This is a genomic window from Roseixanthobacter liquoris, assembly GCF_043195135.2.
In the GTDB taxonomy this organism is placed as follows: domain Bacteria; phylum Pseudomonadota; class Alphaproteobacteria; order Rhizobiales; family Xanthobacteraceae; genus NCEH01.
Genome location: NZ_CM195537.1, coordinates 4,153,101 through 4,172,647 on the forward strand (window position 1 = coordinate 4,153,101; position 19,547 = coordinate 4,172,647).

25 protein-coding genes are annotated in these 19,547 nt (G+C 63.1%); 7 read left to right on the forward strand and 18 right to left on the reverse strand.

What is annotated here, in order from left to right:
- Nucleotides 1-40: 40 nt before the first annotated feature.
- From V5F84_RS18705 to V5F84_RS18720, 4 genes are all read left to right on the forward strand, one after another.
- On the forward strand, nucleotides 41-1,420 hold the full coding sequence (locus V5F84_RS18705; RefSeq protein ID WP_394041628.1) for an FAD-dependent oxidoreductase: 1,380 nt from the start codon (nucleotides 41-43) through the stop codon (nucleotides 1,418-1,420).
- Nucleotides 1,417-2,667: an MFS transporter gene (locus V5F84_RS18710; RefSeq protein WP_394041629.1), complete on the forward strand. Its 1,251-nt coding sequence runs from the start codon at nucleotides 1,417-1,419 to the stop codon at nucleotides 2,665-2,667. Before V5F84_RS18705 ends, V5F84_RS18710 begins: the two co-directional genes overlap by 4 nt.
- 16 nt (nucleotides 2,668-2,683) lie before the next feature.
- Nucleotides 2,684-3,448, forward strand: a complete 765-nt coding sequence (gene arsH, locus V5F84_RS18715) for an arsenical resistance protein ArsH (protein ID WP_394041630.1) — start codon at nucleotides 2,684-2,686, stop codon at nucleotides 3,446-3,448.
- A gap of 135 nt (nucleotides 3,449-3,583) precedes the next feature.
- The gene (locus V5F84_RS18720; protein WP_394041631.1) at nucleotides 3,584-4,471 is read left to right on the forward strand and encodes a LysR family transcriptional regulator; all 888 of its coding nucleotides are present in this window, start codon (nucleotides 3,584-3,586) and stop codon (nucleotides 4,469-4,471) included.
- Here V5F84_RS18720 and V5F84_RS18725 read toward each other — a convergent pair.
- From V5F84_RS18725 to V5F84_RS18810, 18 genes are all read right to left on the reverse strand, one after another.
- Complete coding sequence (locus V5F84_RS18725; protein ID WP_394041633.1) at nucleotides 4,433-4,696, reverse strand: DUF2274 domain-containing protein; 264 nt, start codon at nucleotides 4,694-4,696, stop codon at nucleotides 4,433-4,435. The two genes, V5F84_RS18720 and V5F84_RS18725, sit on opposite strands and share 39 nt — an antisense overlap.
- On the reverse strand, nucleotides 4,693-5,967 hold the full coding sequence (locus tag V5F84_RS18730) for a TraB/TrbI/VirB10 family type IV secretion system protein (RefSeq protein ID WP_394041634.1): 1,275 nt from the start codon (nucleotides 5,965-5,967) through the stop codon (nucleotides 4,693-4,695). Before V5F84_RS18730 ends, V5F84_RS18725 begins: the two co-directional genes overlap by 4 nt.
- Nucleotides 5,964-6,956: a P-type conjugative transfer protein TrbG gene (gene trbG / locus V5F84_RS18735; protein ID WP_394041635.1), complete on the reverse strand. Its 993-nt coding sequence runs from the start codon at nucleotides 6,954-6,956 to the stop codon at nucleotides 5,964-5,966. Before trbG ends, V5F84_RS18730 begins: the two co-directional genes overlap by 4 nt.
- Before the next feature lie 14 nt (nucleotides 6,957-6,970).
- Nucleotides 6,971-7,666, reverse strand: a complete 696-nt coding sequence (gene trbF / locus V5F84_RS18740; protein WP_394041636.1) for a conjugal transfer protein TrbF — start codon at nucleotides 7,664-7,666, stop codon at nucleotides 6,971-6,973.
- A gap of 3 nt (nucleotides 7,667-7,669) precedes the next feature.
- Nucleotides 7,670-9,019 carry a P-type conjugative transfer protein TrbL gene (trbL, locus tag V5F84_RS18745; protein ID WP_394041637.1) on the reverse strand — a complete coding sequence of 450 codons (1,350 nt, stop codon included), beginning with the start codon at nucleotides 9,017-9,019 and terminating at the stop codon, nucleotides 7,670-7,672.
- Between the two features lie 6 nt (nucleotides 9,020-9,025).
- Entirely contained in the window at nucleotides 9,026-9,349 is a 324-nt protein-coding gene (locus tag V5F84_RS18750; RefSeq protein WP_394041638.1) for an EexN family lipoprotein, read from the reverse strand.
- A gap of 10 nt (nucleotides 9,350-9,359) precedes the next feature.
- Nucleotides 9,360-10,088, reverse strand: a complete 729-nt coding sequence (gene trbJ / locus V5F84_RS18755) for a P-type conjugative transfer protein TrbJ (protein WP_394041639.1) — start codon at nucleotides 10,086-10,088, stop codon at nucleotides 9,360-9,362.
- The gene (gene trbE / locus V5F84_RS18760; protein ID WP_394041640.1) at nucleotides 10,085-12,517 is read right to left on the reverse strand and encodes a conjugal transfer protein TrbE; all 2,433 of its coding nucleotides are present in this window, start codon (nucleotides 12,515-12,517) and stop codon (nucleotides 10,085-10,087) included. The genes trbJ and trbE overlap by 4 nt, the downstream gene beginning before the upstream one ends.
- Nucleotides 12,518-12,521: 4 nt before the next feature.
- A complete protein-coding gene (locus V5F84_RS18765; protein ID WP_110372410.1) occupies nucleotides 12,522-12,785 on the reverse strand; it encodes a VirB3 family type IV secretion system protein in 264 nt (87 codons plus the stop codon).
- Nucleotides 12,785-13,057 carry a TrbC/VirB2 family type IV secretion system protein gene (locus tag V5F84_RS18770; protein WP_183856974.1) on the reverse strand — a complete coding sequence of 91 codons (273 nt, stop codon included), beginning with the start codon at nucleotides 13,055-13,057 and terminating at the stop codon, nucleotides 12,785-12,787. The genes V5F84_RS18765 and V5F84_RS18770 overlap by 1 nt, the downstream gene beginning before the upstream one ends.
- A 182-nt stretch (nucleotides 13,058-13,239) precedes the next feature.
- Nucleotides 13,240-13,371 (reverse strand): hypothetical protein, encoded by a 132-nt coding sequence (locus V5F84_RS18775; RefSeq protein WP_394041641.1) that lies wholly within the window; start codon nucleotides 13,369-13,371, stop codon nucleotides 13,240-13,242.
- Nucleotides 13,368-13,643, reverse strand: coding sequence for a ribbon-helix-helix protein (locus V5F84_RS18780; RefSeq protein ID WP_394041642.1), 276 nt, complete (start codon nucleotides 13,641-13,643; stop codon nucleotides 13,368-13,370). The genes V5F84_RS18775 and V5F84_RS18780 overlap by 4 nt, the downstream gene beginning before the upstream one ends.
- Nucleotides 13,640-14,275 (reverse strand): ParA family partition ATPase, encoded by a 636-nt coding sequence (gene parA / locus V5F84_RS18785; protein ID WP_394041643.1) that lies wholly within the window; start codon nucleotides 14,273-14,275, stop codon nucleotides 13,640-13,642. Before parA ends, V5F84_RS18780 begins: the two co-directional genes overlap by 4 nt.
- Nucleotides 14,276-14,612: 337 nt before the next feature.
- Complete coding sequence (locus V5F84_RS18790) at nucleotides 14,613-15,476, reverse strand: replication initiator protein A (RefSeq protein ID WP_394041644.1); 864 nt, start codon at nucleotides 15,474-15,476, stop codon at nucleotides 14,613-14,615.
- Nucleotides 15,477-15,485: 9 nt separating this feature from the next.
- Nucleotides 15,486-15,716 (reverse strand): helix-turn-helix transcriptional regulator, encoded by a 231-nt coding sequence (locus V5F84_RS18795; RefSeq protein ID WP_183856692.1) that lies wholly within the window; start codon nucleotides 15,714-15,716, stop codon nucleotides 15,486-15,488.
- 115 nt (nucleotides 15,717-15,831) lie between these two features.
- Nucleotides 15,832-16,473, reverse strand: a complete 642-nt coding sequence (locus tag V5F84_RS18800) for a DUF2285 domain-containing protein (protein ID WP_394041645.1) — start codon at nucleotides 16,471-16,473, stop codon at nucleotides 15,832-15,834.
- On the reverse strand, nucleotides 16,394-16,630 hold the full coding sequence (locus V5F84_RS18805; RefSeq protein WP_394041646.1) for a transcriptional regulator domain-containing protein: 237 nt from the start codon (nucleotides 16,628-16,630) through the stop codon (nucleotides 16,394-16,396). The genes V5F84_RS18800 and V5F84_RS18805 overlap by 80 nt, the downstream gene beginning before the upstream one ends.
- Nucleotides 16,631-16,926: 296 nt before the next feature.
- Nucleotides 16,927-18,123, reverse strand: a complete 1,197-nt coding sequence (locus tag V5F84_RS18810; RefSeq protein ID WP_394041647.1) for a DUF932 domain-containing protein — start codon at nucleotides 18,121-18,123, stop codon at nucleotides 16,927-16,929.
- A gap of 393 nt (nucleotides 18,124-18,516) precedes the next feature.
- On the opposite strand from V5F84_RS18810, the gene V5F84_RS18815 reads away from it, so the two are divergent.
- The 3 genes from V5F84_RS18815 to V5F84_RS18825 all read left to right on the forward strand — a co-directional run bounded on the left by V5F84_RS18815 (nucleotide 18,517) and on the right by V5F84_RS18825 (nucleotide 19,430).
- On the forward strand, nucleotides 18,517-18,717 hold the full coding sequence (locus tag V5F84_RS18815) for a type II toxin-antitoxin system VapB family antitoxin (protein WP_394041648.1): 201 nt from the start codon (nucleotides 18,517-18,519) through the stop codon (nucleotides 18,715-18,717).
- 193 nt (nucleotides 18,718-18,910) lie between these two features.
- Nucleotides 18,911-19,156 (forward strand): type II toxin-antitoxin system Phd/YefM family antitoxin, encoded by a 246-nt coding sequence (locus V5F84_RS18820; RefSeq protein ID WP_110373169.1) that lies wholly within the window; start codon nucleotides 18,911-18,913, stop codon nucleotides 19,154-19,156.
- Nucleotides 19,146-19,430 (forward strand): type II toxin-antitoxin system RelE family toxin, encoded by a 285-nt coding sequence (locus tag V5F84_RS18825; protein WP_394041649.1) that lies wholly within the window; start codon nucleotides 19,146-19,148, stop codon nucleotides 19,428-19,430. Before V5F84_RS18820 ends, V5F84_RS18825 begins: the two co-directional genes overlap by 11 nt.
- Nucleotides 19,431-19,547: the final 117 nt, after the last annotated feature.

Sequence of the window (19,547 nt, forward strand, 5' to 3'; positions counted from 1 at the left end):
CATTGCCCATCAATCCATCGATGCTTGGGAGGTTCGATACATGGACAAGACGCTTCCCGTTGCCGTGATCGGCGCCGGGCCGATCGGCCTTGCTGCGGCCGCCCATCTCACTGCGCGAGGTCTGACACCGCTTGTCCTCGAACGCGGCCCCTCCGTCGGTACGGCGCTCCAAGCCTGGGGCCACGTGCGTGTCTTTTCTCCATGGGCCTACAACATCGATCCGATCGCTCGCGCGCTGCTCGAGGAAACGGACTGGACGGCGCCGAATGAGAAGGCCTTGCCGACGGGAGGCGAAATAGTTCGCCGCTATCTTGCCCCTCTTTCCTCTCATCCCGCCATTGTCCCTCATCTCGTGTATGGCGCCGATGTCATCGCGATCACGCGCCTTGGGCTCGACAAGGTGACGTCATCTCATCGGGATACGACGCCGTTCGTCCTGCGCTGGCGTGATCGGGAAGCACGAGAGCGGCAAGTCGTGGCCCGCGCTGTTATCGACGCTTCAGGAACATGGGGACAGCCGAATCCCATGGGTGTGGATGGGCTTCCCGTCGCTGGTGAACAGCAGGCTCGCAATCACATCGCCTACGGTATTCCTGATGTCCTTGGTGCAATGCGCGAGACCTATGCCGGGCAGCGCACGCTCGTGGTTGGAAGCGGTCATTCCGCCATCAACACCGTGCTCGATCTCTTGCGCCTTCAGGAGAATGCTCCGACGACCCGCGTGTTTTGGGCGCTGCGCCGCGATCGAATCGAAAAGCTCCTCGGTGGCGGCCTCAACGATCAGCTGCCGGCCCGTGGTGCACTCGGCCTTGCCGCAAAGCGAGCCATTGACGAACATCGCCTTGAAATGCTCGCGCCGTTTGCTGCTGAGCGGATCGCCAAGACGGTTGACGAACTGATCGTCACGGGCCGTCTCAATGATCAGCAAGTGGAGCGGGCGGTCGATCGCATCGTCGTGGCAACCGGTTTCCGTCCGAACCTCGATCTGCTGCGAGAAATTCGTATCGAACTCGATCCCGCCGTCGAGGCGCCGCCAGCGCTCGCGCCGCTCATCGATCCAAACCTGCATTCCTGTGGAACGGTGCCGCCCCATGGTGCGGCCGAATTGTCCCATCCGGAGCCCGGTTTTTATATCGTCGGCTCGAAGTCCTACGGTCGGGCACCGACTTTCCTCATGGCGACCGGCTACGAGCAGGTCCGCTCGGTGGTTGCCGAGATCGCTGGAGACCACGAGGCCGCCAGGAATGTACACCTCGTGTTGCCCGAGACTGGGGTGTGCAGCGCCGAGCCGGTGGTCGGCGCTGCGACTGCGACGTGTTGCGGTGGACCGGCACCGAAGGAGGTCGATGCCTGCTGCGTCACCGACGCCCAGGCAAAGGCAGAAGGCGAAACGGGCTGCGGTCGCGGCGCGGCAGCATGAGTGGGCAGGTCGCGGAGGACGCCCCGGCCTTCCGGCCGCTGAGCGGGCGCAGCCTCTTTATTACCGGCCTCGGCATCGGACAGATTTGTTCATGGGGCTCGCTTTATTACAGCTTCCCACTGATCGCGGAGGCGATGGGCCGTGACCTCGGCTGGTCGAAGCCGGAGATGTATGGCGCGGCAACGCTTGGCCTCGTCCTGGGAGGCATCGCCGCCTATCCCGTCGGTGCCGCCATCGACCGCGGCCATGGCCGGACCGTGATGGCCTTCGGATCAGTAATCGCGGGTGTGCTCCTCTTCGCTTGGTCGCAAGTCCAAAGCCTCGCCGCGTTCTATCTTTTTGTTGCGGGCATCGGCGTGCTTCAGGCAGCAACGCTGTACGAACCCGCCTTCGCGGTGGTAGCGCGGCGGAGCGGCACTCTTGGCGCCCGGGCGGGCATCACGGCCTTGACGCTTTGGGGCGGTTTCGCCTCGACCGTCTTCATTCCGCTTGTGCAGGTGTTGCTCGACGGCCTGGGTTGGCGTGGGACCCTGATGACGCTAGGCGGCATCAATCTCTTTCTATGTGCCGCCCTCTATGGCGCGGTCATCGACCCTGCGGCCGACCATCCCGAACAGGCATCATCGAGAGGCTTGCCGCTGACCGGTCAAGCGGCGGTCCGTGCGGTGATGCGTCAGCCCACCTTCTGGGCGCTCGCCGTTGCCTTAACAGCCTATTACGGGACGTTCTCCGCCTTCACGTTCCACTTTTATCCGCTGCTGGTGGAGCGTGGCTTCGACACGACAACCGTCGTATCGGCCATGGCCATTATCGGTCCCGCCCAAGTCGCCGGCCGCATTGCCATCTGGGTGTTCGCGCCACGGGCGTCCGTGCGCCTGATTGGTTGCTGCGTGGTGCTGGCCTTTCCGGTAGCGCTCCTCGCTCTCGACGTGCTGCCACCGAGCTTCGCCGCCATCGCCTTCGTCGCCGCGCTCTATGGTGCCGCGAATGGCATCATGACCATCGTGCGCGGCCTCGCGGTACCGGAAATGTTGACACGCAATGCTTATGGCGCCGTCAACGGAGCCCTTGCCGCCCCTGGCACCATTGCCAGGGCCCTTGCACCTGTCGGCGCAGCGATCCTCTGGGCGCAGACGGGATCCTACGATGCAGTGCTTCTGGCCACCATCACCGGAGCCCTCGTCCTCGTTGCCGGGTTCTGGGCCGCGGCCATCCTCTCGGGCCGGATGGCCCATTCCCAACATTGACTACTGGAACTTGCTCATGCCGCATGACGTCGCTGCCGATCCTGCCTTTCCTGCGCTCGATGCGGATCATCTCGATCTTCCCGATCTCACAAAGCTGGATGTGCTACAGGCCTCCGTCCATCCGCCGCGCATCCTGCTTCTGTATGGCTCGCTGAGGGAGCGGTCCTACAGCCGCCTCCTCATCGAGGAAGCGGAACGGCTTCTCACTCGCATGGGAGCCGAGACACGGATTTTCGATCCACGCGGGTTGCCCTTGCCGGACAGCGTTCCGGCAGACCATCCGAAGGTGCAGGAATTACGCGCACTCTCGGCTTGGTCGGAAGGGCAGGTCTGGTGCAGCCCAGAACGGCACGGGACGATCACTGGCGTGTTCAAAAGCCAGATCGATTGGATTCCCCTCGAAATTGGAGCCGTGCGTCCCACCCAAGGCAAGACGCTGGCGGTGATGCAGGTCAGTGGTGGGTCACAATCGTTCAATGCCGTCAACGCGCTGCGCGTTCTCGGACGCTGGATGCGCATGGTGACGATCCCCAACCAATCGTCGGTGGCGAAAGCCTACCAGGAGTTCGACGAGGCGGGGCGCATGAAGCCATCAGCTTACTATGGCCGCGTGGTCGATGTGATGGAGGAACTGATGAAGTTCACGCTTCTGACGAGGGACCGCAGCACGTATCTCACCAGCCGGTACAGCGAAAGACGGGAGGCTGCAGAGAAGATGGAGCCACTCGTGGATTTGACCGGAATCGCCGTGCCGAGTCATTCCGAAAATTCTTCATCATAGGATATCAGATAAACTATTCACACTTACATTAAGTATTAGCATTTGGCATGAAATTACATGTATATATAGTACTAATATTAGATCTATTAGTCAGAGGGAGCATTCCTAACCCTTTTGATATCAACGGGAGCGGAAATGGAGCTTCGTCATCTTCGGCATTTCGTGGCGGTCGCAGAAGAGCTCCATTTTACACGTGGTGCGCAACGTGCCGGCATCGAGCAATCTCCATTGTCCCGATCAATCAAGACTCTCGAACGGCGCCTTGGCGTAGTATTATTCGAGCGCACACGGCGATCCACGAAGCTGACGCCAGCCGGTGAACGTCTTCTCGTCCATGCGCGTGCGCTCCTCGCATCCGCCGACGAAGCACGCATAGACGTTCGCACGGCAGCAGCGACAGGAGACACCATCAGCCATTTGCACATCGGAATTTGCGACGGTGTACCATTTGCACGCCTTGCACGACTGATTTCAGAGGTAAAGCTGGAAAATCCGCAAGTTGTCGTGCATGTCCATGAAGCGTCAGTGGCGCAGAATGTCGAGGGCTTGCGAAACGGCTTTCTTGATGCGGTTCTCACGCCGGAGAGCGGATACGGCAAGGGGATTTTGTCCGAAGCAGTCTGGCGAGATCCGCCGATCGCTTTGATGCCGAGCGGCCATCCCCTGGCTGTAAAGAAGCGGATCAAACTGTCCAGTATTGTTAAAGAGCCTCTCGTTCTAAGTCGACCCGATACGGGTCTTAGTCAGCAATCCCAGATCGAACAGCTTGTTCGAACCGCAAGTTCGACCCCTAATATTATTAGCCGTACCACGACATTTTCGGTGTTGGTTACGCTGGTTCTTGCGGGTTATGGCATCGGAATAGCGACCGCCGCTCAACTCGAGGCGGTCGAGGTGGATGGCCTTGCTCTCCGGCCCCTGAGCGATGCGCCCACTGATCTAAAGACTTGGTTGATGGTGCGTGAGGGGATACTCAACGAGCCACTATCTCGTTTCATCGAGCGAGCCCGGGCCATTATTTAAAGAGCCACTACGGCCACGCCGCGCGGCACGGAATCCCTTGTCACGAGCAATAAAGGTTTCGAGCATGAGTGGGGCCAACGTCAAAGCATCGACAACCATGCCATGAAGCTCGGAATGAAGAGCGGCATATCGATCGAGGTCAGCTCGAAGTTGGACCGTCATGGTGATGGTGAGTTTGACGGTTTCAGCTTTCGGCACCGGTCCGAGGCTAAGTTTTCTGGTCAATCATCCCTCCTGATGTCAGCCGTCATCGGGGCGGCGCGATAGGGTCGCAAGACGAGATCCTTATTGACGATGACGCTGACCGGAAAACCCGGCCGCACCTTCAAGGTCGGCTGGATATTGAGATTTCGCCGTGTGATCTGCTGGCCGACATCGTTGATGGTGTCCTGGGCACCATCCCGCGTCGCGATGATGACCTGATCGCCGTTCGTTCCCTGATTTTGAGGCGCTGCCAGCTCGGCGCCGATGCCGAGCAGCGAGGAGAGGACCGCGCCTCCGATCAGGCGGAGCCAGTGATTGTCAACCTCATCTTCGAGGCCCGAATAGCCGGCCGTATCGACGCCGGAGAGACGATCCAGCACGATAGAGGAGCCGTCCGGCATGATGAGACGATTCCAGACCAGGAGCACACGGCTCTGGCCGAAGGCGACGCCGGAATCGTACTGGCCCATCAGGCGGGTGCCCTGGGGGATCAAGAGATGCCTACCCGTAGCCGTGTCGTAGACATTCTCGGTGACGGTACCGATGATCTGGCCCGGCAGATCGGAATTGATCCCCGTCGCCAAGGCGGCCGGAATGATGGCGCCGGCCATTACCTGATAGGGCGAGCGTGGCGTTTGGAGAGTTCCAGAACCGTAAATCTTCTGGTCGGCTTCGCGGCTTGCGAACGCCTGCTTGCGATCCTGCATGTTCTGCGTGGTCATTTCATCGACGGGCGGAGCAACGGTAGTTTCCGCACCGGCAGCGCGTATGGCGGTGAGATCGAGCCGGTTTGGCTCCTGCGAGGCGGCCGCGGTTGCCGATACCTCCTGCTTCGGGCGTGTCGTCTGAAAGAACACGGCTGCTTTCGCTGCGGCTTCCGCTTCCTGCTGGGCACGAAGGCGCGCCGCGCGTTTGGCATCCTCTTCCGGATCAGCCCTGAAACTCGGCCGCTCGGGCATGGGCGGAATGCCCGCCTCCCGTTCGGTGCGCACGACTGGCCCGCCGAGCTCGCCAGGCAAGGGGGCACCGAGCTTCGGTGGTTGAACCTGCGTATAGTCGCGCGGTAACGCTTGCAGCCCCTCCGCCGGGTTGACGCGATCGGTGTTGTAGAGCTCCTCACCGGTCCGGGCTGATCTGTCCCGGCTTTGCAACGCCCAAATCATCGCGCCAAGCACTGCGGTGGAGACGGCGCCGGCGAGCACCATCAAGGTCCAGCGATTGAGACGGGTCACGGGACGCGGCTTGGCGCGAATGGCGAGATCGGGCGGCGAGGATTTGGGTGGCACGGTCATAGCCCGAAGATCCCCCGCCGGTTGCCGTCGGTGCGCGAGATACGCACTATCTGCTGCTTCTCGCCTCCGAGACGGAGCTCGGCCGCACCGAACAAGCGATCGACGATGTAATAAGGCGGCTTTGCTCGGTAGTTGACGAGCTGGTTCTCCCCAGTGGGGCCGACAACGAACAGCGGCGGCAACTCGCCCTGGGCGATACCAGCGGGAAACTGGATATAGACCTTCTCACCGTCATCGAAGACACGGGTCGGCCGCCACGATGGATTGTCGCCCGTGATCTCATAGCGGAACTGGACTCGCTCTAGCGCGACGGCATTTGCGACCGGCGTGACAGTCCCCGCACGATCATTCTGACGTTGCAGCGCGAGGAGGCGGTCGTGTGGATAGTCCCAGGAGACCGACGCCATCCAGGTCTGGGGCGTCGATGTGAGTTCGAGGAGGTAGGTCCGGCGGTGGGTGTTGACCACCAGATTGGTCTTCAGATCCGGCCGCGTAGGTTTGACCAGGATGTGGGTCTGCTGGCTTCCGCTTCCACCGCTGGTCGTGTCGCCGATCACCCATCGCACGGTGTCGCCAGCCGAGACGGAGATCAGCTCTTCGCCGCTCTGCAGGGCGATGTCCGTTACTTTTTCAGGCGCCGCATAAACCTGATAGAGCGCGCCAGCCATGTAGGGCCAGACCTGCGTTGCATTGACATAGCCGGTGCGGGTCGGCTGCACGCGGGCCGCATCATTGGCCGTCGTGACGCGTAGCTTCGGATCGGCAGGTTCAACTGTTCCGCCCTTGACCGGCATCGGCTTCAACTGGCCGGGCAGCGGCAACGGCTTCGGCAGCTCGACTATTTCGACGGGACCTGCCGGCTCGACGATCCGGCTCGCCTCGTAGGGTTCATCCAGGGAGATTTCCGGCGGCGGTGTTTTCCCGGCGCAACCCGCCAGCAACGTGACGGACGAGAGGAGGAGAATGCGGAATGGCAGCATGCGGGTCATGATCCTTTTCTCCTTCACGACCCGCCGGCGCCGAGTTCACGGCTCCAGTTGATGCCGTTGACGAAAATGCCGAGAGGATTCTTACGCAGCCGGTCCTCGGTGCGCGGTGGTTGCATGATGATGGTGAGGATGCCGGTCCAGCGATCCGTGCCGGCAAGCTGATTGTTCTCATAGCGCCGCTCGATCCAGCGGATCTGGAAGGAGTTGTCCGATGCGCGCACGACGCTGGTGACCTCGACGGCGACCGACATTTTGCCGACCTTGCCGAACGGATCGTTGGCACGCGCATAGTCATTCAACCCGGCGCTGCCGCGATCGGTGGTGAAGTCGTAAGCCTCGAGCCAGTTCTGCCGCACCACGATGGGATCGGTGGGCAGTGCGCGCACGTTCTGTATGAAGCGCGCGAGCGCGTAGGCAATCTGGGCGTCGGTCGGCCGATAGGCCTCCACGGCCGGGCCAACGGCCTTTACTTGGCCGAACTGATCGACTTCGACCACATAGGGTGTGACGGTGGAGCGGCCCGCCTGCCACAGCAGACCGCCGGCCATGCCTATGGCAAGCGTCAGACAGCCGAAGGACATGAGCCGCCAATTTCGGGCCTGAATGCGGGCGGACCCGAGGCGTTCGTCCCAGAGTTGGCCGGCGGCCTGATAGGGCGTTGAGGGTTCCGACGTTTGCGAATAGCGCACATCGGCGCGTTTGAAGCGCATCGTTCAATCCTCTTGTCGCAGAGATGGATTGGCGCCGGAGCCACCATGATCGCCGGAGCGCAAAGCATGGGCTACGGTGGTGGCACCGTGGGAGACGTGCGAGCCGCTCGGTCCGTTTCTCACGCGATTGGCCCATGCGGGAGCACCGCCGGCACCGGTGAACGACGCATCGCTTCCGGCCCCACCCATCGCTCCCACGGGCTTGCCGCCGGTAGCCGTCCAGGCGCCACGGGCGCCAGCGGAAACACGTGAGCCGACCGTGCCCGCGACGCGTGACACGACACCGCGACCCGCCTGTATGACGGCGCCGCCGCCCGCTTGCGCCACGCCAGAAAGACCAGCTCCAACGGCTCCCATGCCCGATGCGCCGGATGTCGCTGCACCGAGTTCGAAGGCGGCACGCGCGCCGCCCGACATGGTGGATGCCGCCTTGACGCCGGAACCGATAGCGGCCCCTCCGAGCCGTGCCGCGCCGACAGCTCCGGCGCTTGCCGCGACCGCCATGCCGCCGGCGGCGAGGGCGGTGCCGGCGACTGCACCTGCGCCGAGCTGCGGGGCTCCGGAGACGAGACCCGTCGCGATCGACGGGCCGAAGATGCCCAGCCCAAGCATGGCGAGCGACGCCAGCATGATCGCCAGCGCATGATCGATGGACGGCTCTGTTCCCGCCGAGGCGCGAAATTCCGCAAAGAGGCCGTTGCCGATGCCAACGATAACGGCAAGGACCAGGATCTTGATCCCGGACGACACGACATTGCCGAGCACGCGTTCGGCCAGGAAGGCGGTCTTGTTCCAAAATGCGAAGGGCACCAGCACGAAGCCGGCCAACGTCGTCAACTTGAACTCCAGCAACGTCACAAAGAGCTGCACCGCGAGCACGAAGAAACTGACGATGACCACGAGCCAGGCGAGGAACAGGACGGCGATGGTGTCGATGTTGGAGAAGACGGAGGTGAAGCCGGACAAGTCGCCTATCTGCGCGAGGATCGGTCGGCCGGCGTCCATGCCGACGGAGGCGAGCTTACCGGGACGCAGGAAATCGTCCTGGGACAGGCCGGAGCCAGAGGCGGTCAGGCCGAGCCCGGCGAAGGATCTGAAGATGATGCCGGCCAGCGAATTGAAGTTTGTAATGATGTAGGCGAAGGCACCGACATAGAGGACCTTCTTGATGAGCTTCGCCAAAATCTCGTCATTGCCGGCTCCGAACGCCCAGAACAGGCCGGCGAGCGTTATATCGATGGCGATGAGCGTCGCCGAAAGGTAAGTGATCTCACCGTGAAGCAGGCCAAACCCGCTGTCGATATATTGCGAGAAAGTGTCGGTGAAACGGTCGATGACGGAGAGATCGTCCATGGACAATCACTCCGCGTCCGGCGCGACGGGGTCGGTTTTCTCAGGAGTTCCGCTCTTCTTCAGCGACGGGAACAGATCGACCGGATGTGGCGTGTACGGTGTTCTGCCTGAACCCATGAAGCGGCGGCGCTGCGCCTTGCTGGCCATGGTGCACAGTTCGTCGCCTGTCCCAACCCAGTCGTCCTTGCACAGCTTTTGCACCTCACGGAGCCGTTGCGGATCGGCGGCGAGGCTGTCCACCGTGTCGGCCGCCCGCGCGGATTGGGCGAGAAGTCCGGCGCCGATGGCAATCGCGGCCACGACAGAGGGATGGATGATTTGTCTGAGCATGGCGGGTGCCTCAATCGCGGAACAACCGGACGGGTGCCGGCGTATAGCTGCTGCCATCGCCCATGAATCGGCGGCGAACCTCACGTGCCCGCTCCTCCTCCGCGATGGCACGGGCCTGCTCCGTGGCGACGGCGCGGTCCTGAGAGAGCTTGAGCCGGGACGCGTCGATAGCTTGCTTAGCCTGAAGGGCAAGGAGCTGGTTGGTCGCCTGCGTCGCGTCGAGATTCCCCGTTGCCGACTGGCTGCGAGTAACAAGATCGCCGAGAGTAGCCTCATCGGAAGCGAGGTTTTCGGAGACCTGCGCCTGCATCTTCATGGCCGTTTCCAGAGCGGCTCGAGACTGCTCCCAGCGCTTTCGCACATCGGCGAGGATCTGATCGCTCGATGCGGATGCCGCGTATTCCTTCGGGTAGAGCTGCTCGAATTGCCGTTCCATCGCCGATATGTCGAAGCTCAGGCCCTCGGCCTCGCTGATGAGGCGCTCCGTCTTGGCGACGGACTGCTTCAGCTCGTTTAGTGCGGAGAAGTCGAGGCTCGTCAGGTTCTTTGTTTGATTGAGGAGCGACTGAGCTTCGTTTTGCAGGCTCTTGATCTGGTTGTTGATCTGATCCAGGGCTCGGACCGCCGACAGCACATTCTGGCTGTAGTTGTTCGGATCGAAGACGATCTGCGCCGCGACCGGCGGCGCGAGAGCGATGCCGAGCGCGCAGGCACCGGCAAGGCAAAGTGGTGTCCTCATGATGCGGTCTCCTGATTTTGCGGAAGGGGGAATTGGCGGATGAGGTCGGCTGCCCAATCGAGCCCGCGCACGTCGAGCCATGCTGCGGCAAAGGCATCGCGCCCATGGGACACGAGGACATCGTCCATCTGGCGATGATCCTCGGGGCGGCTGGCACCGGCGAAGGCGAGCGCCACAGGTCCGAGATCGAGGTCGAACAGCCGATTGCCGAGACGGGATTGGTAGTAATAATCCCGCTTCGGCTGAGCCCGCGTGATGATATCGATCTGGCGGCTGTTGAGGCCAAATCCTTCATAGATCGTGCGGAGCTGCGGTTCGCTCGCCTGCGGCGACGGCAGGAAGATCCGGCTCGGGCAGCTCTCGACGATGGCTGGCGCGATGGCAGAACGCTGGATGTCGGCAAGCGACTGGGTGGCGAAAACGACGGCGACGTTCTTCTTGCGCAGCACCTTCAACCATTCACGGATGCGCGCAGCGAAGATGGGATCGTCGAGAAACACCCAAGCCTCATCGAGCACGAGCAGCGTGGGCGATCCGTCGAAACGCTCATCGAGACGATGAAAAAGATAGGTGAGGACCGGCGTCACGGCGCTCGCCGTGTGCATCAGTTCCTCCATTTCGAAGCCCTGCACATCGCCGAAGCCAAGCCGATCGGCATCAGCGTCCAGCAGCCGGCCATGCGGCCCCGACAGCGTGTAGGGTTGCAGCGCCTGGCGTAGCCGGTTCGATTGCAACAGCGTGGAAAGGCCAGTGAGCGTTCGCTCCTCACGTGGGGCGGACGCAAGGCTGGTCAGTGCCGACCAGACGGCGTCCTTCACATCAGGCACGATTTCGACGTGTTCATGACCGAGCAGGCCGGCGATCCAGTCGGCGGCCCACGAGCGGCTTTCTTCATCCTCAATGCGGGCGAGTGGCTGAAAGGCAATGGCGTCGGAGGATCCGAGATCGTAATACTCGCCGCCGAGGCCCAAGACGGTGGCGCGGGCCGAGCCACCCTTATCGAAGACGAAGATGCGCGAGCCGGCATAGCGGCGGAATTGGAGCGCCAGCATTGCCAGCAGCACGGATTTACCGGCACCGGTGGGGCCGACGATCAGGGTGTGGCCGACATCATCGACATGAGTGACGAGCCGGAACGGCGTGCCGCCGGCCGTGCGGGTGACGATCAGCGGCGGAGCATCGAGATGGCCGTTCTTCTCGGGGCCTGCCCAAACCGCCGAGACCGGCATCATGTGTGAGAGGTTCAGAGTCGAGATCAGCGGCTGCCGAACATTGGCGTAGGCATGTCCAGGGATCGAGGATAACCATGCCTCCGTCGCGTTCAGCGTCTCCGGAATGGTGACGAAGCCACGCCCCTGGATGATGCGCTCGACGGCCTTCAGCTTCTCGTCAGCGAGGTCCGGGTTTTTATCCATGACCGTAACGGTGGCTGTGACATAGCCATAGGCCACGGCATCTGAGCCCAGCTCCTGCAATGCTTCGTCCGCATCGGCGGATTTGTTGGCGGCGTCTGAATCGACCAGCGAAACTTCCTGCTGGAAGATCGTTTCGCGCAGCAGCGTGACGATACCCTTGCGCTTCGCGAACCATTGCCGCCGCACCTTGGTCAGCTCGCGTTCGGCTTCGGCCTTATCAAGCGACAGGAAACGGGTGGACCAACGATAGGCGAAGCCGAGACGGTTGAGGTCGTCAAGGACGCCGGGCCAGGTCGAGGGCGGAAAGCCGCGAATGGTCAGCACACGCACATGCTGGTCCCCCAGCATCGGCGCCAATCCACCGGTGAAATCGCAGTCAGGTAACAGCGCATCGAGATGGAACGGCACCTGGGGAACGGCGACAGGGTGCCTCTGCGTGGAGATGCAGGCGTGAAGGTAAGTCAGCGTCTCCTCGTCGGAGAACCAGCGGATCTCCGGCATGACGCCGTCGAGCAAGGAGAGAAAGCGGTCGGTCTCGGAAATGAAGGCTGCGAGATGGTCGCGCCAATTTACGGTGCGCCGCTCGGTGCTCTCGTAGAGGAGCTGGCCGGCGCGGGCCTTGCTTTCGGACGGCGGCAGGAAGGCGAATGTGATGCAGTAGGCGCTCTCGAAATGTGTGCCTGCTTCCTCGAACGCCGCGCGCCGCTCTTCCTCTACGAGCCACGACACCGCGTCGGGAAATTCCGAGATGGGATATCCGGCGGCGATGCGCCGTTTAGCGTCGACGAACAGCGCCCAGCCGGAGCCGAGGCGCTTCAGTGCGTTGTTGAGCCGAGCGGTGGTCGCCACCAGCTCGCTTTCCGTTGCGCTGTCGAGGTCGGGGCCACGAAACTGCGCGGTGCGTTGGAACGCACCGTCCTTGTTGAGTACGACGCCAGATGCGACCAGCCCGGCCCAAGGCAGATAATCCGCGAGGCTCGCGGGGCGCTTGCGATATTCGGCAAGGTTCATCATGAACTCACGCCTCCAGAAACGCGCGGTGCTTCAGGTGGCGGGCGAAGACCTCCATGAACTGGGGATCGGCCTTCGCCCCCCAGACGGCGAGCGCATGGCCCGCCATCCAGAGCACGATGCCGCCAATCCACAGATGCAGGCCGATGCCGATGGCGGCGGCGAGTGTCCCGTTGAGGATCGCCACCGATCGCGGGGCGCCCCCCAGCAGGACGGGCTCCGTCAGTGAGCGGTGCAGCGGCACTTCGAAGCCGTCGGCATGGACGGCCATTAGACCAGCGCTCCGCCGCCAAAGCTGAAGAAGCTGAGGAAGAAGGAACTGGCGGCGAAGGCGATGGAGAGGCCGAAGACGATCTGGACCAGCTTGCGGAAACCGCCGCCGGCATCACCGAACGCCAAGGTGAGCCCGGTCACGATGATGATGATCACGGCGATGATCTTGGCAACCGGCCCCTCGATCGATTCAAGGATGGATTGCAGGGGCGCTTCCCATGGCATGGACGAACCAGCGGCGTAAGCTGGGGAAACCAGAAAGGCGGACATCAGCAAAGCCGCCGTTCCGGAGATCCGGTTTCGAAACTTTCCTGCAACGCTCGAAAGCGTATTTACTGAAATGGGTGTTTCCGGATTTACGGAAACGCACGAATCCGCACTTGCGGAATTACGTTTCTGATTTGTTCCAGCATTCAGGAAAAACGTGAATACGGACGTGATGGGCGGCATCCCTAATCTCCTGTGAAGTGCTCTATTGCGTAGGCATCGCCGTCGAGGCCTGTGACGCGGATGATGTCCTCGACGCGGCGTTTGCTACCGCGCCCGGCGATGAAGACGATGATGTCTACGGCCTCCGCGATCATGCGTCTGCTCCGCCCTTAGGAAAGCGCGTCTCAAGCAGCGCGCGGATCATCTCGGCGACCGTGACGCCTTGCCTGAAGGCGGCGACCTTGACGCGGCCGCGCAGTTCCGGCGTCACGTCGATGGTAAGGCGCGCGGTGTAGATCTCGGCCTTCGCTGCCGAAGTCGGCGGTGTTGCTTGAACGGCCACCTCGACGCCATTGCCCTGCTGCACCCAGGCATCGACGGTGGGTGCGGCGGGTTTCGCGCCGAAGGTGACGCGCTTGCCGCTCATGAGCTGCCTCCCATGATCTCGGCAGCGAGCGCGATGATCTCCTGTGCGGCCGCGCCGCCGGGCTCCAGCTCGCTGGCCAGACGGCCAGTGGCGACGCTCTCGGCGAAGACGACGCGCTGGCCAATGTCGGCGGTAAGCGCGGACAAGCCCTCCGGCAACGCGGCGCGCACGTCGCGGCCGATGATGGTGCCGACGATGCGGCGGTTGACGACGAAGGCGGCGCGGAGCTGCGGCTTGAACAGCCGCGCCTCGCCGATCAGCGCTACGATCTCGGCACTCGCCCAGACGTCATAGGGCGACGGCTGGACCGGGATCAGCACCAGGTCGGCGGCGAGGATCGAGGAACGCGCCAGCGCGGTTACGCGTGGCGGGCCGTCGATGACGACGTGATCAGCGCCGCGGGCGATGTCAGGAACTTCCGCATGCAGCGTCTCGCGGGGCAGCCCGAGAACGCCGAACAGCCGCGGCAGGCCGCTTTCCGCGCGCCGCTGCGACCAGTCAAGCGCCGAGCCTTGCGGATCGGCGTCGACGACGGCGACACGCGCGCCAGCGGCCGCCAGCTCACCAGCGAGATGGGTGGCCAGCGTGGTCTTGCCGACGCCGCCCTTCTGGTTCAGGAGCGCCACGATCACGACGCGCCCTCCAGGCTGGCACGGGCGTCATGTCCGGGTATCAGTCGTCCTTGGGGGCATGCTGGTGCGATAGGCTGCGCGAAGACCGTATGGGATTGCCCATAGGTGTACTTATTCGCATGACTTAAGTCATAATTGTCTTTCGTCTGTTTATATTGGTCGTATTTATCAACAATGTCGCCAGACAAACAAAGAAAGTTAGATTCCATATTAGAGAAGTTAGGGGGGCGAATTTGCAAAGCGCCACAATTGCTTAACGCATATTCGTGCCTTTGATAGCACGATAGTCGTGCCCCCGATAGCACGAGTCCGAATGCCTTCGATAGCACGAGACTATTCACAGCCTTTCCACAGCCTCCCTTGAAAAAGCGGACAGAAGCGGCGTGGCCGGCGCGAAGACGAGCAGTTCGCGGCCGTCGTCGAATCGGTCGATGCGCAGCCGATAGCCAGGCAAGGGCTGGCGGCGCACGATGTCGCGCAAATCGCAGGCGAAGTTCGAGAAGCGCGAGAGGCTGCCCGACTTGGCGTGGAGATGATGAAAATCGAAGCTCCAGCCGCCGGGCTGGCGGCCGCCATGCTTGCGCACCAGCCGGTAAAGCCAGCGTTCGATGCCACCGAACAGATCGAAATAGTTCCGATCGATCGTCAGGATCAGGGCGTTGTCGAGAACGCCTTCGTAGAACCAGTCTGGCACGATCAGCTCGACGCCGAGCGGCCGGCCCTTGGCGTCGAGCCTTTCCTTCCATTCATTGATCCAAGAAAAACGATGTCGGCGTCTCTCGGAGGGCTGGCGGATCGACGTGGCGACGGTGGTGGCTTGCAGGCGGTCGAGCGCGGCCTTGAGCCGCTGATAGTCGCGGACGGAGGTGCCGCGGCCGATGAAGGTCAGGATTTCATAGGGGGTTGTTGCCATCAGCCGCGAGGTGCGCAGGCCGAGGTCGCGGGCGTCGACGATCTGCGAAGCGGCCCAGATCAGGATGTCGGCGTCCCATATGGTGGCCAGGCCGAACTCGGCCGGGGCCTCGACATGGATGCGGACGTCGCCAGCCTCGAATTTGATCGGCTGGACACGCTTCGACTTGGCGAGGGAGAAGAAGGGATAGGCCATGAGATCCTGCGAGTCGCGGGTCGCCATGTCGCCGGAGCGCGATCGGAACAGTTCGAGCTGGTCGCGCTCGGATATGTGTCTGCGCGCCGCCATGCGTTGCCGTCAGCGGGCTTGGGCGTAGCGGGGATCGGAGGTGGTGTTGCAGGCGCGCGCCTCGATCCAGGTTTCGAGGTCGTCGATCGCATAGACGACGCGGGAGCCGAGCTTGCGGAACTTCGGCCCGCCGCCAATGACGCGCTTCTTGTTCAGCGTGTGCGGCGAGAGCTTGAGATAGGCGGCCGCTTCCTCATTGGTGAGGTAGCGGCTGGCCGGTTTGGATTCGGGACGATCCATAAAGCTGCCTCCGTCTCAGGCCGGCCGAGCGAAGCCCGGTCCAGCGGTTGGGAGGCAGCTTGGGGAAAGCCTATCCTGCTGCGTATGGAGAATCCTGGCCGGCCGGCTTTCTCCCTCACGGGGCGGCGGCGGGCATGGAATACTCGCCGGCCCGACGCGCGGTCGCGCCCCAGAGGAAACGGCGATAACCGCCATTCATGAGAGCGCGGCCACGGTGGACGAGATAGCGGACCCTGGCGCGCAGCTCGCTGTCACCATGCCATTTCTCCTTCACGATGCGTGCGCCGAAGATCGCGATGGCGATCTCGCGCTCGCTGGCTCCGGCGAGATGACCGTCGAGGGCCTGCAAGGACTGCATGGTGATGATCGGCTCGGCCGTGCCGCGCCGGCCGGCAAGTCCGGCTGGGCGGGTGGTGATCACGGCCAGTAGCTCTTTGGCCTCGCGCAAGCGGGCATCGGCCCGGTCGTCCGGTGCAATCGCGAAGGTGAAGGGCATGGTGGCGTCAAGCGTGCCGGCGATATGGACATGCCAGGAGCGGCCGCGCCGGGTGAGCTTCAGCGCGAGGCGGCCGCCGTCATGGCCGATCGCCTTGCGGCCGGGAAAGGTCCAGAGGTCGAAGACCGGTGCGACAGTCTCCGGGTCTTCGTCTGGCACGATCGGCAGCGCGATGTCTGGATCAGGCCGCCAGAACGGCAACGCGTCGCGCGCGTCGTGTTTGGGGTTCTCGAAGAAATCGTAACCCCCAATTCTGCGCATGTGCGCTCAATGATGGGCGCCGCTTCGTGCCAAAGCGGCGCCAGTCGTTCCGATAGCCGGGATTGCGCCGCAGGTGCTCCCAGGCGACGGCCGGACGGTCGAGAAAGAGGATGTAGAGATAGGCGGCGTTGGCCATCCAGTCTTGCGTGTGGGGCATGTTTCCTCCGGGTGTTTCGGAAAGCTTCTGTTTTCAAGAGCACGCGCAGTGTCCCCCAAAATGAGGCGGCTAAAGTTAAGGTGTCGTGCATCGTCGGAAGCGGTTGATTGCAGGCGGCCTTTGTTCGGATAGTAGAGGCCGTTCCAGCTATGACTTTGCGAGCCGGGCGGAGCCCGGCGAGCCACGGCCGCCCTGTCGAGGCGCGGCCGCGCCGCCGACCCGGACTTACGGGTCGGCGGAAAATTCCGGATACAGAAAGCCGCGCGGTCGATGGACCGACCGCGCGGCATCTGTGGCTATGCGGCTTTCTCCAGCAGGGTCTTTGCTTTCGCTTCCAGTTCAAGCCGGCTATCCTGATGCGCCTTCGCGCGGGCGTGCGCCGTCATGCCCTGCACGAAATCGAAGATGCTTTCGGGCGGGCGGCCTTCCTCCTGCAAGACCGTCTCGATGATCTTGCCGGTCTCTGCCTTGCTGAAACCGCGCTTGCGCAGAAAGCTCTCGCGGTCCTCGTCCGTGCGGGCGACGATCTTTTCCCGGGCCGCCTTAATGCCCGCCACGAAAGGCGCGGGCGAGGAATTGGCGAAGCTGGTTAGCGCCGGCGCCGCCTCATGGGCAAAGCGCTGCGCCGCAAACTTGCTGTGCCGGATGCTGATTTCCTCGAAACCCTCCACACCCCAAAGGTTGCGGTTCATGCACACGGCGCGGAGATAGAAGCTCGCAATGCCGAGGGTCTTCGATCCGACTTCGCTGTTCCAGCAATAGAAGCCCCGGAAATACAAATCCGGCTCTCCGTTCGGCAGGCGTCCTGCCTCGATGGGGTGGGTATCGTCCACCAAGAACAGGAACACGTCGCGGTCGCTGGCATAGAGCGTGGTCGTGTCCTTCGTCACGTCCACGAAGGGATTGTGCGTCATGGTCGCCCAATCCAGCACGCCCGGCACCTTCCACATGGTATCGCCGACGCCGTTGCCGGCGATCTTCATGACGGCGGCGACAAGCTCGTGATCCCAGATGCGGCCATAGTCCGGCCCGGTCACGGCGCGCAATTCCACGCGGCCGTCATCCGCCTCCAGGGTTTTCACAAGCTCGGCGCGGTGCGACAGCAAGCCGTGCTGAAGATTGATGCCGGCGAGCGGCGCGGGAAGCTGGCGCATATAGGTGGCGGGCGCGCCGACAAGGCTGCACAACTGCCCGAAGCTCCAATGGGTCGGGGCGATGGGTGCTTCCTGCCCGGGGACGATGAGCGCAAGCCGCTCGGCATCCTCCCGGCTCGCCTCCACGCGCACGGCGCTGCTTTCCACGGTGCGGGCCTTGGCGCGATCCGCGCGGGACTTCACCGCGTCGTAAAGCTCGGTGAGCGACAGATAGCGTTCATCGTCGGGACGCGAGAACCATTCCGACGAAACCCGCCCGATCCGCTCGCCGCGCGAGATGTCCACGCGGAAGCCGCCGGAAACCGGCTGGCTGTGCTGGCTGCTGGTGATGACGTTCATTGTCCTGATCCTTTCCCGTAAATGCCGAAGGCATGTCCCCCGACATGCCTTCCGGGGGCGCGTGAGCGCGCAGGGATGGGAGGGGACAAGTGCCGGCGAGCATGGCCGGGCTGCCGGGCCGAGCGGGACGGTGTGGCGACGATCGGAAGGATGACGGTCTTCGGCCGTCCTGCGAGCCGGCGGCCCTGCCATCGCGCAGGCGGCACTTGAGGGGAGAAAGGGGGAAAGTCCCCCTTGGCTTCCCCTCATGATCGGCAAGGCTTCCGGCCGCAGCCGATCACAACAACCGGAGCGCAACTCGCCGTACAGTCTTCGGGCGGTGACGGGCATGGCCGTATGCGTTGAAATCGGCATCAGATGACGCCCTTCCGACGCAACAGAAGGAACAAGCCCATGCGCTCCACCATCAACATAGACGACGGGCTGATGGAGAGAGCCCGGTCGTTGACCGACATCAGGGAGACGGCTGCCATCGTCCACCGGGCGCTCGAAACTCTCGTGCGCGTCGAGGCCGGCAAGCGCCTGATCGCCCTCGGCGGCACAATGCCCGAAGCCGAGGCGGCGCCCCGCCGCCGGAGCAAGGCTGCGAAGTGATCCTTGCGGACACGTCGGTCGGGGCCGGATTTTTTCCGTCGCGCCGACACGAAGCTGCGCCGGATCAATGCCACGGCGGGCTGTCGCCGTCCTGAACGCCTCTGGCAGAGCTTGCGGGGATCGACTATATAGGGCGTAATTTGGCTCTGAAATTCGACCTGAATTCCGAGCCTTCCTTTTCGAGGACCGAGCCATGCAGCGCGTTGAAGCCGAGATCGCCGTGAGCGTCTCCGACCTGAAGAAGAACCCGACTGCCATCGTCGACGGCGCGCGGGGCAGCGCGGTCGCGATCCTGAACCACAACCGGGTCATGGCCTATATGGTGCCGGCCGATACCTATGAGGCGATGATGGACGCGCTCGACGATCAGGCGCTGGTCGAAATCGCCAAGGCACGCGCGAACGAGAAGGGCGTGCCGGTCAGCCTCGATGACCTATAGGCTGGAGTTCTTGCCCTCCGCGCGCAAGGAATGGGACAAGCTCGGTGCGACGCTGCGCGAGCAGTTCAAGAAGAAGCTGGCGGAGCGCGTGACGCAACCGCATGTGCAGGCCGACGCGCTGCGCGGCATGCCGGATCATTACAAGATCAAGCTGCGCTCGGCCGGTTATCGGCTGGTCTATCGCATCGAGGATGAAAGGGTCACGGTGGTCGTCGTTGCCGTGGGGAAGCGCGAGCGTTCCGAGGTGTATGAGGCGGCGAAGAAGCGCCGTTAGGACGCTTCACAGCCGATCAGGGCAAAGGGAGCACGGCTCGCCGTATCTCCCTCCTTCGGGCGGCGGCGGACATGAACATGGCGAAGCCCCGCTTGCGCGGGGCTCCCCTGTGGCAGC